General features: G+C 65.9%; 15 protein-coding genes. 7 read left to right on the plus strand and 8 right to left on the minus strand.

Going from position 1 to position 13,968, the window contains the following annotated elements:
- Positions 1 to 31: 31 nt before the first annotated feature.
- The 5 genes from ACSUZC_RS12210 to ACSUZC_RS12230 all read right to left on the minus strand — a co-directional run bounded on the left by ACSUZC_RS12210 (position 32) and on the right by ACSUZC_RS12230 (position 3,829).
- On the minus strand, positions 32 to 1,375 hold the full coding sequence (locus ACSUZC_RS12210) for a permease prefix domain 1-containing protein (RefSeq protein ID WP_439028817.1): 1,344 nt from the start codon (positions 1,373 to 1,375) through the stop codon (positions 32 to 34).
- The gene (locus ACSUZC_RS12215; protein ID WP_439028818.1) at positions 1,372 to 1,731 is read right to left on the minus strand and encodes a PadR family transcriptional regulator; all 360 of its coding nucleotides are present in this window, start codon (positions 1,729 to 1,731) and stop codon (positions 1,372 to 1,374) included. The genes ACSUZC_RS12210 and ACSUZC_RS12215 overlap by 4 nt, the downstream gene beginning before the upstream one ends.
- Before the next feature lie 83 nt (positions 1,732 to 1,814).
- Positions 1,815 to 2,018, minus strand: coding sequence for a DUF2945 domain-containing protein (locus ACSUZC_RS12220; RefSeq protein WP_238419569.1), 204 nt, complete (start codon positions 2,016 to 2,018; stop codon positions 1,815 to 1,817).
- Between the two features lie 55 nt (positions 2,019 to 2,073).
- On the minus strand, positions 2,074 to 2,934 hold the full coding sequence (locus ACSUZC_RS12225; protein ID WP_439028819.1) for an LLM class F420-dependent oxidoreductase: 861 nt from the start codon (positions 2,932 to 2,934) through the stop codon (positions 2,074 to 2,076).
- 10 nt (positions 2,935 to 2,944) lie between these two features.
- Positions 2,945 to 3,829 carry a hypothetical protein gene (locus tag ACSUZC_RS12230; protein ID WP_439028820.1) on the minus strand — a complete coding sequence of 295 codons (885 nt, stop codon included), beginning with the start codon at positions 3,827 to 3,829 and terminating at the stop codon, positions 2,945 to 2,947.
- Positions 3,830 to 4,035: 206 nt separating this feature from the next.
- On the opposite strand from ACSUZC_RS12230, the gene ACSUZC_RS12235 reads away from it, so the two are divergent.
- From ACSUZC_RS12235 to ACSUZC_RS12245, 3 genes are all read left to right on the plus strand, one after another.
- Positions 4,036 to 6,480 carry a sensor domain-containing protein gene (locus tag ACSUZC_RS12235; protein WP_439028821.1) on the plus strand — a complete coding sequence of 815 codons (2,445 nt, stop codon included), beginning with the start codon at positions 4,036 to 4,038 and terminating at the stop codon, positions 6,478 to 6,480.
- A gap of 216 nt (positions 6,481 to 6,696) precedes the next feature.
- On the plus strand, positions 6,697 to 8,166 hold the full coding sequence (locus ACSUZC_RS12240; protein ID WP_439028822.1) for a sugar porter family MFS transporter: 1,470 nt from the start codon (positions 6,697 to 6,699) through the stop codon (positions 8,164 to 8,166).
- Positions 8,167 to 9,180, plus strand: coding sequence for a nitronate monooxygenase (locus ACSUZC_RS12245; protein WP_439028823.1), 1,014 nt, complete (start codon positions 8,167 to 8,169; stop codon positions 9,178 to 9,180). It begins immediately after the preceding gene.
- 45 nt (positions 9,181 to 9,225) lie between these two features.
- On the opposite strand, the gene ACSUZC_RS12250 is transcribed toward ACSUZC_RS12245, so the two are convergent.
- On the minus strand, positions 9,226 to 9,990 hold the full coding sequence (locus ACSUZC_RS12250) for an SDR family oxidoreductase (RefSeq protein ID WP_439028824.1): 765 nt from the start codon (positions 9,988 to 9,990) through the stop codon (positions 9,226 to 9,228).
- 100 nt (positions 9,991 to 10,090) lie between these two features.
- On the opposite strand from ACSUZC_RS12250, the gene ACSUZC_RS12255 reads away from it, so the two are divergent.
- A complete protein-coding gene (locus tag ACSUZC_RS12255) occupies positions 10,091 to 10,924 on the plus strand; it encodes a helix-turn-helix transcriptional regulator (RefSeq protein ID WP_439028825.1) in 834 nt (277 codons plus the stop codon).
- Between the two features lie 40 nt (positions 10,925 to 10,964).
- On the opposite strand, the gene ACSUZC_RS12260 is transcribed toward ACSUZC_RS12255, so the two are convergent.
- Positions 10,965 to 11,435, minus strand: coding sequence for a MarR family winged helix-turn-helix transcriptional regulator (locus tag ACSUZC_RS12260; RefSeq protein ID WP_439028826.1), 471 nt, complete (start codon positions 11,433 to 11,435; stop codon positions 10,965 to 10,967).
- Positions 11,436 to 11,550: 115 nt separating this feature from the next.
- On the opposite strand from ACSUZC_RS12260, the gene ACSUZC_RS12265 reads away from it, so the two are divergent.
- From ACSUZC_RS12265 to ACSUZC_RS12275, 3 genes are all read left to right on the plus strand, one after another.
- Complete coding sequence (locus ACSUZC_RS12265) at positions 11,551 to 12,015, plus strand: DoxX family protein (RefSeq protein WP_439028827.1); 465 nt, start codon at positions 11,551 to 11,553, stop codon at positions 12,013 to 12,015.
- Positions 12,016 to 12,191: 176 nt separating this feature from the next.
- Complete coding sequence (locus ACSUZC_RS12270; RefSeq protein WP_439028828.1) at positions 12,192 to 12,536, plus strand: DMT family transporter; 345 nt, start codon at positions 12,192 to 12,194, stop codon at positions 12,534 to 12,536.
- A gap of 2 nt (positions 12,537 to 12,538) precedes the next feature.
- The gene (locus ACSUZC_RS12275; RefSeq protein WP_439033105.1) at positions 12,539 to 12,859 is read left to right on the plus strand and encodes a DMT family transporter; all 321 of its coding nucleotides are present in this window, start codon (positions 12,539 to 12,541) and stop codon (positions 12,857 to 12,859) included.
- A gap of 40 nt (positions 12,860 to 12,899) precedes the next feature.
- Here ACSUZC_RS12275 and ACSUZC_RS12280 read toward each other — a convergent pair whose 3' ends face one another.
- Positions 12,900 to 13,907: a YihY/virulence factor BrkB family protein gene (locus ACSUZC_RS12280; protein ID WP_439028829.1), complete on the minus strand. Its 1,008-nt coding sequence runs from the start codon at positions 13,905 to 13,907 to the stop codon at positions 12,900 to 12,902.
- Positions 13,908 to 13,968: the final 61 nt, after the last annotated feature.

The raw sequence follows: 13,968 nt of genomic DNA on the forward strand, positions 1-13,968 counted from the left end.
GTCGACGCGACGATGTGGTCGCGCACGTCGCCTACGCGAAGCCGAAGAGCGGCGGCACCGCCGCGACCACGATCGCCGCCCACAGCCCGAAGATCGGCAGGTAGTCGGTCTGCCACTTCTCGGTCGCATCGAAACCCCGGCGCCGGCTGATGAATCCGAACAGCAGGTACGCCGCCCACGAGAGATTCACCAGGAGAACGAGGTTCAGGCCCAGGGCCACGGTCTTGTTGGCGGTGAACCCGAACTCGGCGATCCGCGAGGCCATGATCGTGAGCATGACGGCGTCGACGGCGAGCGCCGTGACCACCAGGACCAGCTGCAACCGGTCGAACAGTTCTGGTCGGAGGTGCGGATCACGGGCGGAGATCGCGTAGAGCAGCAGGCCCAGGACGACGACGAGGATCAGGTCGACGAGGATCAGGAGTCCGCGGTCGACATCGACGACATTGCCGCTGGTCACCATCGCGACCAGCAGCACGACGAGCATCACCGCGGTGACGGGCGTGAACACCTTGGTGAGAACCGGCGCGATGTTCTCCACGACACTCTGTTTGGCCTCCACGAGCCACGCCGCGAGCAACGCGATCCCGGTTGCGGCGACCGGAACGACCCACTCGGTCACGACACTCTCGACGTCGATGTCGAGCGCGGCGAACGCCCCGACCGTCAACCCGGTCAGCACTGCCGCACCGAGAGCGAGAAGTGTTGCGTAGACGACCCATTCGCCGGTGAACCGGATGAAGTCCATTCGCCGTGGACCCGATCGCCAACGCCCGCCTACGTACATCAGACCCACCAGGAACCACAGCACGATCGGTGCATGGATGGTGACGATCACCTGGGTCGGTCCTTCGTCGACGAAGGGGTAGGCGTTGACCACGACCCCGGCGAGGACGAAGCCCGCCACCGCCGTACCCGCGGCGCGTGGCGACACCTGTCGCTTCCATCCGAAGTACAACGCCAGATAGGGGAGGACGAGCAGCGCCGCATTGCGGACGAGCACCCACTCGGGCATCACCTCGAGAGCGATCCGCAAGGTCGCCGACGCTGCCACGATGAGCGCGATCACCACCGGCAGCTCGTGGCGCAGGCGGCCGAGGTGCTCCACGGGTTCGGCCGTGAGGACCAGCTGTTTCCACAACCGGTCGGAATGCTCACGGGCGAACTCGCGGGAGAGTGCGTCGACGCGCCCCATGCGTTTGACGGCGACCAGGAACGCTTCGTCGTCGTCGAGGCCGGAGGCGGCGAGATCGGAGATCTGCCCGCGCAGGTGATCTTCCATCTCGTCGGCGTCGGTGGTGGCGATCGCCTGATGTCGGAGCACATACCCGCGCCAACGGTCGATCTGGGTCTCGAGCTCGGAGTCCGCGGTCATGCGAGCCCTTCCGCCGTCGGCGGCATCGCGACCGACCGCCAGACCTGATCGAGGGCGTCGGCGACCACTTCCCACTGCGAACGACGCTCGGCCAGGGCGGCAAGACCCGTCGCGGTGATCGTGTAGTGCTTGCGGCGACGTCCGGAATCGGCGCTACCCCATGACGCTTCGACGTGACCCGCGCGTTCCAGCCGATGGAGCAGGGGATAGAGCATCCCGTCGGTCCACTCCATGCGTCCACCGGACATCTCCCGGACGCGTTTGAGGATCGCGTAGCCGTACGACTCACCCTCGGCGAGGATGCCCAACACCAGCGGTGTCGCCGACGCCGCGACCAGATCCTTCTCGATATACATAGCACTCCTATACCTAGAACTGTTAGAACCATAGCAGTTCTAGGTATAGGAGTGCGTCGAACGCAGGGGCTACCCCGCAGCAGCTACTTCTTGGACAGCGATGACTCCTTGTGTGCCGCCTTCGACCCCGTCTTCGCGGACTTCACGATCCAGTAGGGCTCGTCCTCGCTGGCCTTGAACTTCTGACCCTCGAAGGTGAACTCCTTGGTGCGCTTCTCTTCAGCGGTACCTTCGGTTTCCCCCTGGGAAGTGTTCCAGCGGACGGTGTCGTTCTTCTTGATGGCCATGCCGGAGTGTGCCCAGCCGACATCGGGAGGTAAACCTCGCGCGTGGCCCGACCCTCTAGCGCAGAGCTGCTGCGAGCCGCCGCCACTGCTCGCGGGGGAACCCACGATGGTCGGCCTGCAGCACCTGCACACACACATGGTCGGCACCCGCGGCGCGATGCTCGTTGATCCGCTCGAGGATCGCGGTCTCGTCGCCCCACACGATGAGCCCGTCGAACAGGCGATCGCTGACCTCGGAGAGATCTTCTTCGGAGAAGCCGAGCCGGCGCAGGTTGTTGGCGTAGTTCGGCATCGCGAGGTAACCCTGGAGCCACTTGGTGCCGATCGCTCGCGCCTCGTCGCGATCCGCCGCGAAGATCGCGGTCTGCTCGGGAGCGAGCAGTGGTCCGTCTCCGAGTGTCTCGCGGGCGATCTTCGTGTGATCCGGCGTCACCAGGTAGGGGTGTGCACCGAGGGTGCGGTCCGCGGACAACTGGAGCATCTTGGGCCCGAGTGCCGCCAGGACCCGGGCGTCGGTGGGCACAGCAGTCGGCGCGGCGTCGAGGCCGTCGAGGAACGCCTTCGTCGTGGCGAGGGGTTTCTTGTAGCGCCCCGCCTCTTTGGCGTCGATCAGCGGTGCGTGACTGATGCCCAACCCGAGGAGGAATCGCTGCCCGAACTGTTCGGCGAATCGTGCATGGGCGGCCGCGACATCGGCGGGCTCATGCATCCACATGTTCAGGATTCCGGTCGCGACGACGGCGTTGGTGGTGGCACCGAGCAGGTTTTCGACCGAATCCAGCACCGGACCACCGACATCCGGGATCCACAGGGCCGAGAACCCCAGTTCGTCCAGTTCGGCCGCGGATTCCGCGGCCTCCCCGGTGTCGCCGTAACGCAGTGGTGAACTCCAGATTCCAACGCCTTCGAGTTTCATGCAGCCGACATTACCGATGTGCCGGGACCGTTCGTTCCAGTCGTGCATCCATCGCCGTCGTGAGCCGCTTGAACACGTTGATGCCCACGGCTCCGACCACGATGATGATCACACCGGCCACGGTGCCGAGTGAGTCGGTGACCAGGCCCGCGATGCCGATGGCGATGACGTACATCGGCACCCATTCGAACAGGTGCAGGACAGACTGCGGTTTCTCGTCGGTGGCCCAGCCCTCGCGTGACGCGGTGCGGTACGTGGCGTAGTCGGGATAGAACTCGGTGAAGGCGATCGCGAAGATGGTGCCACCGATCTGGATGATCCAGCCCGTCCAGAAGTTGTTCGAATCCTCCAAGACCAGGTCGCCGAAAGCTCCCGAGATGGCCGCGACACCGAACCCGCCGACCCACGCCCAGGTGATGACGTAGTTGATGCGGATGAACAGCGGGCTGTCCCAGAACTCTTTCTCGGTGGTCTCCCGTGCGTATTGCAGGGTGAACGGCTGACGTAGCAGGATCGAACCGAGCGCGAAACTGACGAGGGCGATGTTGGTGAGTTCGCCGCCCCACCTCTCGAGCCAGTCGATGACCGTCTCAGAGGCGAACAACGCGATGAGCGCCATCGACCCGAAGTATGCGACGTCGAACACCTCGAGCAGTTTGATGCTCGTACCTCGTTTGTGTCCGCCGATGACGAGCAGGAGAGACAGCGCGAACGCAGCGGCCGCGGCTTCTTCGAAACGGCCCGGACCCGTGATCAGTGCCATGAGAATCCACGGAGCCATTCCGGCGAACGGGGAGTTGAGGAACATGGTCAACGCCCGGCGCGCACCGGATGTCGATGGGGGATCGGCGGGCTCGGCACCCGTGACGGGCGAGGAGGTTGATTCGTCGGTCATGACTGAATTGTGCGGCTTCGCAGGGCGTCCCGCAGGAGTCTGCGACTATCCGGGCACGAGACAGACCTCTACGAGCGGAGAGAACTGCACCGCGAGCACGCAGCCGAGTGGGCGCCGAGGGGACGACAATCCGCCTGAACCGCCACTGTTCGGTGCCCCGTGGGGGAACATGGACGTCGCGTACAGGGCTCGGAGGGGAGCGCAGCGTGCCTGAACCGACATCCGACGACCGGTCCGACTCCGTGGCGCCCACCGGCGGGGCCGGTGCCGACCCGGCGGACACCGCGGTCGCGGAACGCTATCGGCTTCTCCTCGAACTGAGTCCCGATGCCGTCGCCGTGCACCAGGAAGGCGCGATCGTCTACGCGAACTCGGCGGCCCTCGCGTTCGCGCGCCTCGACGAACCCGCGGACATGCTCGGCCGGCCGATCGCCGATTTCGTCCACCCCGACGAACTCCGTCCGATGACCGAGCGCATCGCCGGGATGAGAGACCGTCCCGGAGCGTCGACCGAGCCGCGGGAGGTGATCATGGTCGACGCCCATGGGGTGCCGCGCCCGATGGAAGTGACCTCGGTACGCACCGTCTGGCACGGCCGGGCCGCCTATCAGGTGATTCTCCGCGACATCACCGCTCACAAGGCGGCGGAATCGGCACTGCGTCGCCAGGCGGCACTGCTCGACCATGTCAGCAACGCGGTCATCGCCGTCGCCGACGACATGACGATCCGGTCGTGGAACCCGGCGGCCGAGACGATGTACGGTCGCACCGCATCCGACGCACTCGGACGTGATCTGGGTGAGGTTCTCGGCGCGCGGGTCGACCCGCATGCGGCGGTGTCCCTCGGCGGCGCCGTCGACCAGGTCCACCGGCGCTCCGACACCGGCCGGTCATTCCTCGCCCACCTGTCGGTGACGATCATCGACGACGGCTTCCTCATCGTCGCGGAACCGAACCGGCGTCCGCTCGTCGAACGGCTCGGATCCGTACTCGCGGCGCTGCATCAGGCGATCATCGTGGTCCGGGAGGACGGCACGATCGAACTGGCCAATCCGGCAGCCGGAACGATGCTCGGTCCGCAGGCGGTCGCCGGTGCCAGCGTCCACCGGCTGTCACTCGACTTCGCCGACGGGGGATCACCGATCGAGCGCTGTCTGCGCAACGGCGAAGCGATCACCGATGCCACCGCGACGATCACGACGCCGACAGGGGAGAGGTGGCTGTCGTGCAGTTGTCGGCCCATCGACGACGACGGCAGGGACGTCGTCGCGCTGGTGTCCTTCCTGGACATCACCGACCGTCACCGGGAACGAACACAACTGGTCTGGGAGGCCGACCACGACCCCGTGACGGGCTTGTACAACCGCGCCGGCATCATCCACGAACTCGAATCACAGCTCAGCACGCTGCGTGCGGAGGACAACGCCTGCTGTGTCGCGATCTTCTACATCGACCTCGACAATTTCAAGATCGTCAACGACTCACTGGGTCACGCGGTAGGCGATGAGGTGCTGCACACGGTCGGGCAGCGGCTGGCCGCGGTGACACCTGATGAAGCAGCCGTCGGCCGCACCGGCGGTGACGAATTCGTCGTCGTCACCACGCTCGGCATCGCGTGCTCGGCAGAAGAGGTCGAGCACCAGATCGACAACATCCGCGGCTCGGTCTTCCGGCCGGTGTCCGTCAGCGGTCGGGCCGACCCGTTGGAGGTGGAGGCGAGCATAGGTGTGGCGACCGTCCAGGCCGACGACGACTACACCGCGACCGACCTCCTCCGTGACGCCGACATCGCGCTACACCAGGCGCGCAAGACATCTCGCGCCTCCTACGTCAGGTTTCGGACCCAGCATCGCGAGGAGATGCAGCGCAGGCAACGAATCGAAGAGGAATTGCGGCGCGCTCTCGATGCCGATCCCGGTTGCCTGGAAATCCACTACCAACCCATCGTGTCGACCGACGACGGCACCCTGGTCGGACTGGAAGCCCTTCTGCGATGGCGTCATCCGGAACTGGGTTCGATCTCGCCCGCCGAATTCATCCCGGTCGCCGAGGAATCCAACCTCATCGATCGCGTCGGCGCCTACGTTCTGGGAACTGCGGCAGCCGAGGTGGCCGCCACTACCGGTCTTCGCGGGGTGACGCTGTGTGTCAACGTATCTCGGCGAGAGCTCACCGACGGCCTGTTCATCACACGACTTCGCGAGACCTTCGAGCGATCCGGGTTGGCGCCCGAGGCGCTGTGCCTGGAGATCACCGAGAGCGCGCTCGCGCCCATCGACAGCGATCTGCTGGCCCTGCTCCGTGACGTGCGCGAGCTCGGAACGCAGGTGTCGCTCGATGATTTCGGTACTGGCGCCTCGTCTCTCAGCGAGTTCTACCGGCTGCCGGTCAACGTCCTCAAGACCGCGAAGTCGTTCGTCGACGCCCTGGACGAGCACCACAGCGCGAGGTCGATTCTGGCCGGGATCGTGACCATGGCCCACGCCGCCGGGATGCGGGTGGTCGCCGAAGGCGTGGAGACATCCGCCCAGGCCGAAACGGTCGCCGAGGTGGGATGCGACCTCGCCCAGGGCTATCACTTCGGACGTCCGGCACCCCTGGCCGATGTGTTCGCCTCCGGGGTACGGATCCGCGCCGACCGAACCGCGTGAGCACGCCTGAGGCCCGTGCGACGTCGTCCGCCCCTACAACGGTTGCCGCCCGCGGGGTGTCGTGGATCGCGAGGTGTTCGATAACCTCTGGATCGGCGGACTTCGCGAGTAGATTGGTCCGCAACGCCGGTTCACGGCGTCCATGCAACCGGACAGCGAGGTCACGGCCATGACACACATTCCGCGGTGGATTGCGACAGTGATCGGGGCCCGGTCATGACCGACTTTCAACGTCGCGAGGTCGCCGAACAGCACACCGCGAAAGTCATCGGCGTCACCGTCGCCGCGGCCGTGGGCGGGTTCCTGTTCGGCTTCGACAGTTCCGTCGTCAACGGCGCGGTCGACTCGATCGAAGCGGATTTCGGACTGGGAAAGCTGATGACCGGCTTCGCCGTTGCCATCGCGCTGCTCGGTTGTGCGCTGGGTGCGTGGTTCGCCGGCCGACTCGCCGACGTCTGGGGACGCAAGCGTGTGATGCTGCTCGGCTCGGCGCTGTTCATCATCTCGGCGATCGGGACCGGTTTCACCCAGACCATTCCGGATCTGCTGATCTGGCGTGTCCTCGGCGGCATCGGCATCGGCATCGCCTCGGTCATCGCGCCTGCCTACATCTCCGAGATCGCCCCTGCCCGCTATCGCGGAGCGCTCGCCTCGATGCAGCAGCTCGCGATCACCTTGGGCATCTTCTCCGCTCTGCTCTCCGACGCCTTGCTCGCCGACAGTGCCGGCAGCGCGTCAGCCGACTTCTGGTGGGGCCTGGAGGCCTGGCGTTGGATGTTCCTCGTCGGCGTCGTGCCCGCCATCGTCTACGGAGTGCTGGCGCTGCTGATCCCTGAATCACCGCGATATCTGGTGGGCCGCAACCGCGACGCCGAGGCGGCGCGGATCCTGCAGGAGGTGACCGGCGAGGAGAACCCCCTCGAGCGGGTCAAAGAGATCAAGCTGACCGTCAAGCGCGAGGCGAAGTCGTCGATCAAGGACATCTCGGGGCCCTCGTTCGGTCTCCACCCGCTCGTCTGGGTGGGCATCTGGCTGGCCATCTTCCAACAGTTCGTCGGAATCAACGCGATCTTCTACTACTCGACGACGCTGTGGCAGTCGGTCGGCTTCTCCGAGGCCGACTCGTTCAAGACATCGGTGATCACCGCAGTCATCAACGTCGCCATGACCTTCGTCGCGATCCTGTTCGTCGACCGGATCGGCCGGCGGAAACTGCTGCTCGCCGGATCGGTGGGCATGTTCATCGGTCTGCTCATGGCGTGTATCGCGTTCACTCAGCAGATCGGTGAGGGCGAGAACATCTCGCTTCCCGACCCCTGGGGCGTGGTCGCGCTGATCGGCGCCAACCTGTTCGTCGTCGCGTTCGCCGCGACGTGGGGCCCGGTCATGTGGGTGATGCTGGGTGAGATGTTCCCCAACCGAATCCGGGGAGTGGCGCTGGGCGTCTGCACCGCGGTGAACTGGGTTGCCAACTTCACCATCTCGATGCTGTTCCCGCCGATGACAGAAGCCGTGGGACTGGGAATCATCTACGGCTTCTTCGCCTTCTGTGCCGCGGCGTCGTTCTTCTACGTGTACCGGAAGGTCGAGGAGACCAAGGGGATGGAGCTCGAGCAGATGGATTCGGTCGCCGACGCGCGACTGTCACAGTTCACCGCCGTCCGCGCGGCGAAAGACAAGGCGTGAATGTTCGATCTCCGTGAGCTCTCCCGCCGTGTTGTCGCCGCCCCCATGGCAGGTGGGCCGACCACCCCGGACCTCGTCGTGGCTGCGGGCGCGGCAGGCGGCATGGGTCAACTCGCCGCCGGGTACCTGACACCCGAGAAGCTGCGGGCCGACATCGCGGCCGTACGGGCAGCAGGCACCGAGGTCTTCGGCGTCAACATCTTCGTTCCGGAATCGGAGCCCATCGATCGAGACGCGGTCGCTCGCTACCGCGCCGAACTCGTGCCCTACGCACGAGGTCTCGGAGTGACACTCCCAGAGGTCGACGACCTCGGTGAGGATGACGATCACTTCGACGCCAAGATCCGGCTGATGTGCGACGAGCGCATCCCGCTCGTCTCGTTCGCCTTCGGCTGCCCGCCACCGGACGTCTTCGACGAACTGCACCGGCACGGGTGCAGTGTCGGGGTCACGGTGACCACCGCCGCAGACGCCGAGACGGCGCGCGAGGCCGGCGCCGACTGGCTCGTCGTGCAAGGACCGGACGCCGGCGGACACCGCTCCGTCTTCGATCGTCGGACAACCCCTCCCACACTGCGCCTCGACGAGCTGATCGGTGAGGTCGGTGATCGGGTGGCGTTGCCGATGGTCGCAGCGGGCGGGATCTCCACCGCGGACCGTGCCGACGAGGTCCGCGCGCTGGGACCCGTTGCGGTGCAAGTCGGTACCGTCTTGTTGCGAACCACCGAGGCAGGTACCAAACCCGCACACGCGGCGGCCCTGGCCGACCCGATGCGCACCGACACCGTGGTCACGTGGGCGTTCAGCGGCAGACCGGCACGCGCGCTACGAAACCTGTTCACCGACAGGTTCTCCGACGCCGCGGTGGCCGAGTATCCGGCCGTCAACACACTGACAGGCGGCATCCGGCGCGCTGCGAGCAGCGACCCCGACGGGATCAACCTGTGGGCCGGTAGCGGGTTCCGCGATGCCGTCGCCGAGTCGGCAAGGGAGACCATCACCCGACTCGGCTGAGGCCCTTCGCGGCGCGGGCTCCACTTGCCGGAGCGGAGATGGGGCTCACACGCCGTGTGGGTCGAGGTTGTTCAGGGTCGCGACGACCTCAGCGTAGTTTCCGCGAACCTCCCCGTACCGGAGGAACTTCACGCGCTCCACCTGGATCTCGGTGGCGCCGGGCCGGGCGTCTAGTATCTCGACCACTTCGTCGACGAATTCGTCGAGGGGCATGGCGAAGTCGCTCTCGCGCTGGCCGGGCATGAGGTCGGTCCGCACCGCGGGCGGCACCAGTTCCACGACCTCGACGGTGGTGTCGGCGAGTTGCAGTCGCAACGATTCGCTCAGCATGTGGATCGCAGCTTTGCTGGCGTTGTAACTCGGTGTCACCTTCAGGGGAACGAACGCAAGACCGGAGGACACGGTCATGATGGTGGCGGCAGGCCGCGTACGCAGGTGATCGATGAACGCCGCTATCAGACGGATCGGGCCGAGGAGGTTCGTGGTGATGGTCGCCTCGGCGCTGTCGAGGAACCCGGCGGGTGAGGTCCAGTCCTCGGTACGCATGATGCCGGCCATCGTGATCAGGACGTCGAGGTCGGGGAACTCGGAGATCACTGCTCCGGCGGCCGCATCGATGCTCTCTGGGTCGGTCGTGTCGATGGCGATGGTGTGGAGCCCGGGATGATCGCTCTGGATCTGTGCGAGCAGTTCGCGCCGACGGCCACCCACGATGACCGTGTTGCCCTTGTCGTGCAGGCGCAGCGCAAGTGCCAGACCGATTCCACTCGTGGCCCCGGGGATGAAGATGGTGTTTCCGGTGATGTTCATGGTCTCAGTGTCGAGCGGTGCACCACCCGCATCCAGAGCGCGGTCATCGGGGGATCGCCGATCCCTGGCTGCGCTGCGACGGCCACGCGATACTGACGTGGTGGACCGTGATGCACTCGCCGGATTTCTCGTGAGCCGACGACACTCGCTGCAACCGTCGGATGTGGGTCTCGCGCCGGGCGCCCGCCGACGCACCTCCGGGCTACGCCGCGAGGAGGTCGCGCAGCTCGCGGCGATGTCGACCGACTACTACACACGTCTGGAGCAGCGTCGCGGGCCACAACCGAGCACGCAGATGCTGGCGGCGCTGGCTCGCGCGTTGCGGCTGACGGGCGACGAGCGCGACTACATGTTCCGCGTGGCCGGGCACAGCGCACCCGACAGGGTGGCCGGTTCGGACCACATCGCACCGGGCCTTCTCCGAGTCCTCGACCGTCTCACGGACACGCCGGCGCTGATCTTGTCCGCACTGGGGGAGACACTCGTCCAGAACGACTGCGCCCGAGCGCTGTTCGGCGAAGTGGAACATCTGACGGGTTTCGAGCGCAGCGCCATCTATCGGTGGTTCGTGCACCCGGACACGCGTGGTCTGTATCCGCGGGACGACCACGAGCGGCAGAGCCGCGCCCAGGTCGCCTCGCTGCGTGCTGCGTACGGGGCGATGGGCGCCACCTCGCGTGCCGGGGCGATGGTCGACGAACTCATACGGCGCAGTGACGAATTCGCAGACCTGTGGGACACGCACATCATCAGCCGACGATTCGAGGATCACAAGGTTCTGCTGCATCCCGAGTTGGGCGCCATCGAAGTCGATTGCCAGGCGTTGTTCACCGAGGACCAGTCGCAGGTGTTGCTCGTCCTGACCGCCGCCCCGCGCACCGATGCCGCGGGCAAGATCGAATTGCTCAATGTGATAGGCACGCAGAAACTCTGAGCGGGCAGCGACGATCCAGCCGTACGGTTCGCTCCGGACGTCACGACGACCCGGACGGCCGGACGTTGATTCGGCGGCCGATCGCGGCGAGCTGCCGGAGTTGCGCACGGGTCAGCCGGTCGATGACGAGTTCGCGGACATTCGCGAGGTAACCGGGAGCTGTTGCCACCACCTTCTCCCAACCCGCCTCGGTGAGAACGGCATTGGTGAACCGGCCGTTCTCCGGGCACGGATGCCTCCGCACCCAGTCGCGCTTCTCGAGTCGTCCGACCACGTGCGACAGGCGCGACAACGAACCGTAGGACAGCTCGGCGAGTTCGCTCATCCGGAGTGTGCGATCCGGCGCCTCGGACAACGCTGACATCACCTCGTACTCGAAGTGCGTGATCTGAGCATCACGCAAGAGCTGAGCATCGAGGGCATGGGGCAGATGCGCGAGCGTGGTCGCCATCTGGATCCAGGCGTCCATCTCCTCGTCATCAAGCCACCTCGGCTCGGGCGCAGTGGGCATCTGCGCAGTGTATCCGAAGTGAACAGCGGTGCCCTGTTGTTGACGCATCAAGTGTGACCCTCTAGCCTTCACTTGATCCATCAAGTCTCATCACTCGCAGTAAGGCGGCTCTGTCATGACCAACCCCCTCGTCCGCAGCGCGGGCATCCTCATCGGACGCGTTGCGCTCGGCGTGATCTTCCTGGCACACGGGTTGCAGAAGTTCCAGCAGAACGGGTGGTCGGGACCGCAGACCGGATTCGATGCGATGGGTGTTCCCGCCGCATCGTTCTCGGCCTTCGTCGTCACGTGGCTCGAGATCCTCGGAGGCATCGCCCTGATCGCGGGTCTGCTGACCCCGATCGTCGCGGCGCTGTTCGTCCTCGACATGGTCGGCGCACTGTTCATCGCCCACGTCGACAGCGGGATCTGGGTCTCCGATGGCGGATATGAGTTCGTCCTCGCACTCGCGGCCGGTTCGCTGCTGCTGGCGGTCGTCGGTGCCGGACGGTTCAGCGTCGACGCCGCGTTGGGGTCCAAGCTGGGCTGGCTCGCCACCGACGATGCGCGGTCGCGCGATCTCGCCGGCGCGTCCCGCTGAGGGACAACCCCACGACCGCCGGACCCCGCACACCGAGTGCGGGGTCTCGGCGTATCTGCGTGCCGTGTCTCGGTTCTCGGGCGGGATCGCCTACAGTCCGAGTGCAGGCGTCGTCGGATCGCCTGGGGCACGGTGACGGTTCGGCGCGGCTCCGCCTCCGCCGGTGGGTGAGGGACATGACCTGGTTGATGCTGATCGGCGCGATCGTTTCCGAGGTCGCGGCAACGCTGTCGCTGAAGGGTTCTCAGGACGTTCCAGCGCTGTACATCGTGGTGGTCGCCGGTTATTCGATCGCGTTCGTCCTCTTGGCCGCCGTCCTGAAGCGGGGCATGGGGATCGGTGCGGCGTACGGCATCTGGTCGGCGTCAGGCGTCGCTCTCACCGCAGCCTCGGCGACGTGGATCTTCGGTGAGTCCTTCACTGTGCTGATGGGGATCGGGATCGTCTGCATCATGGTCGGGGTTGTCCTCGTCGAGACCGGGCACCGGCCACCGGAACGTTCCGATCCCGCGGAGGCGTGACCGTGGGATATGCCTTTCTCGTCGTCGCGATCATCGCCGAGGTCAGCGGCACGCTGGCGTTGCGAGCCGCAGCCGGTGGCCGCCCGCGGTTCTATGCCCTGGTCGCGGTCGGATACGCCGTGGCCTTCGCCGCCCTGACCCTGGGACTGCGACACGGTGTCCCACTCGGGGTCGCGTACGGGATCTGGGCGGCCACCGGGGTGGCCGTCACCGCGATCGCGGCCCACTTCCTGTTCCGCGAACGACTGAACCGCCGCATGGTCGCAGGCATCGGCATCATCATTCTCGGTGTCCTACTGGTCGAGCTGGGCGCGCTCCACTGACAGAGCGGGCCGCCCGGAGGACCGGGGTGGCACTCGCGGCTCAGCTTTGGTCTGCCGCGGAGTCGCGTCGGGCTTCGGGCTCGTCGCTGTCGCGTGGATTGTCGAATGACACGTCGATCTCCTGAAACCCCTTGTTGCGCTGGGCGAGGACCTGAGCGGCGTAGGCCGCCTCGTCTCCCTCGGTGAGACTGACGTTGTCGGTGAAGGGTGTGAGCAGGGAACGCGGATAGAGATGGTCCACCCGAACGGCGTTCACTTCCAGGCAGATCACGATGATGATCGACGACACGTACAGAAAGGCGAGAAGTCCGAGGACGATCGCGAAGACGCCGTTGGTGGAGCTCGTGTTCCCGATGACGTGCTGAACGTAGACGGCACCGAAGGTCTGGATGATCTGCCAGCACACGGCGGCCCCGAAGGCGCCCGGCAGCACATCCCGCATCGACACGTTGCGAGCCGTGCCCACTCGGAAGGCCACGGTGAACACGAGAGTGCTGAGGGCGACCGAACCGAGAATCGTCAACCATCTGCCGACGATTCCGAGCTCGAACGCCGCCGAGAGCCCGTTCACGACGGTCAGACCGATGACCGCGACGCCGATGGTCGACAACAGCAGCAGTCCTCGAAGCCGGGCGAAGATCGGATCCGGTCGTTCGTTGCGCGGGACCGCCCAGATCGTGTTCATGGCATTCTGGGCCGCCACCGCCACGCCCAGTCCGCCGTACAGGGACACCACCACGCCGATCACGATGGCGGTGACACCGCCACTGAGCTTCTCGGGCTCTTCGAGCTGGCTTCCGATGACCGGGATCTGGCTCATCGCCGAGTCCAGGATGCGTTCCTGCAGCGACGGATTGTCCGCGAGCACGATGCCGAGGACCGTCGCGAACAGCAGGAGCAGCGGAAACAACGAGATGAAGGCGTAATACGCGCACAGCGCCGCGAGATAGGCACCCTGGTCGTCGACGAACTTGTAGACGACGGCAAGAGGGAATCCGGTCGCCGGATGTCGTCGCTGGAACCGATCGACGCGTTCGGTCAACGACATCCGCATGCCTCCCTGTCGACGATCCCGCCCCACTGTCTTCGTGTGATGAGCCTGTGCGCCA

It is taken from the genome of Gordonia terrae (assembly GCF_051789125.1).
GTDB classification, from domain to species: Bacteria; Actinomycetota; Actinomycetes; order Mycobacteriales; family Mycobacteriaceae; genus Gordonia; species Gordonia terrae_A.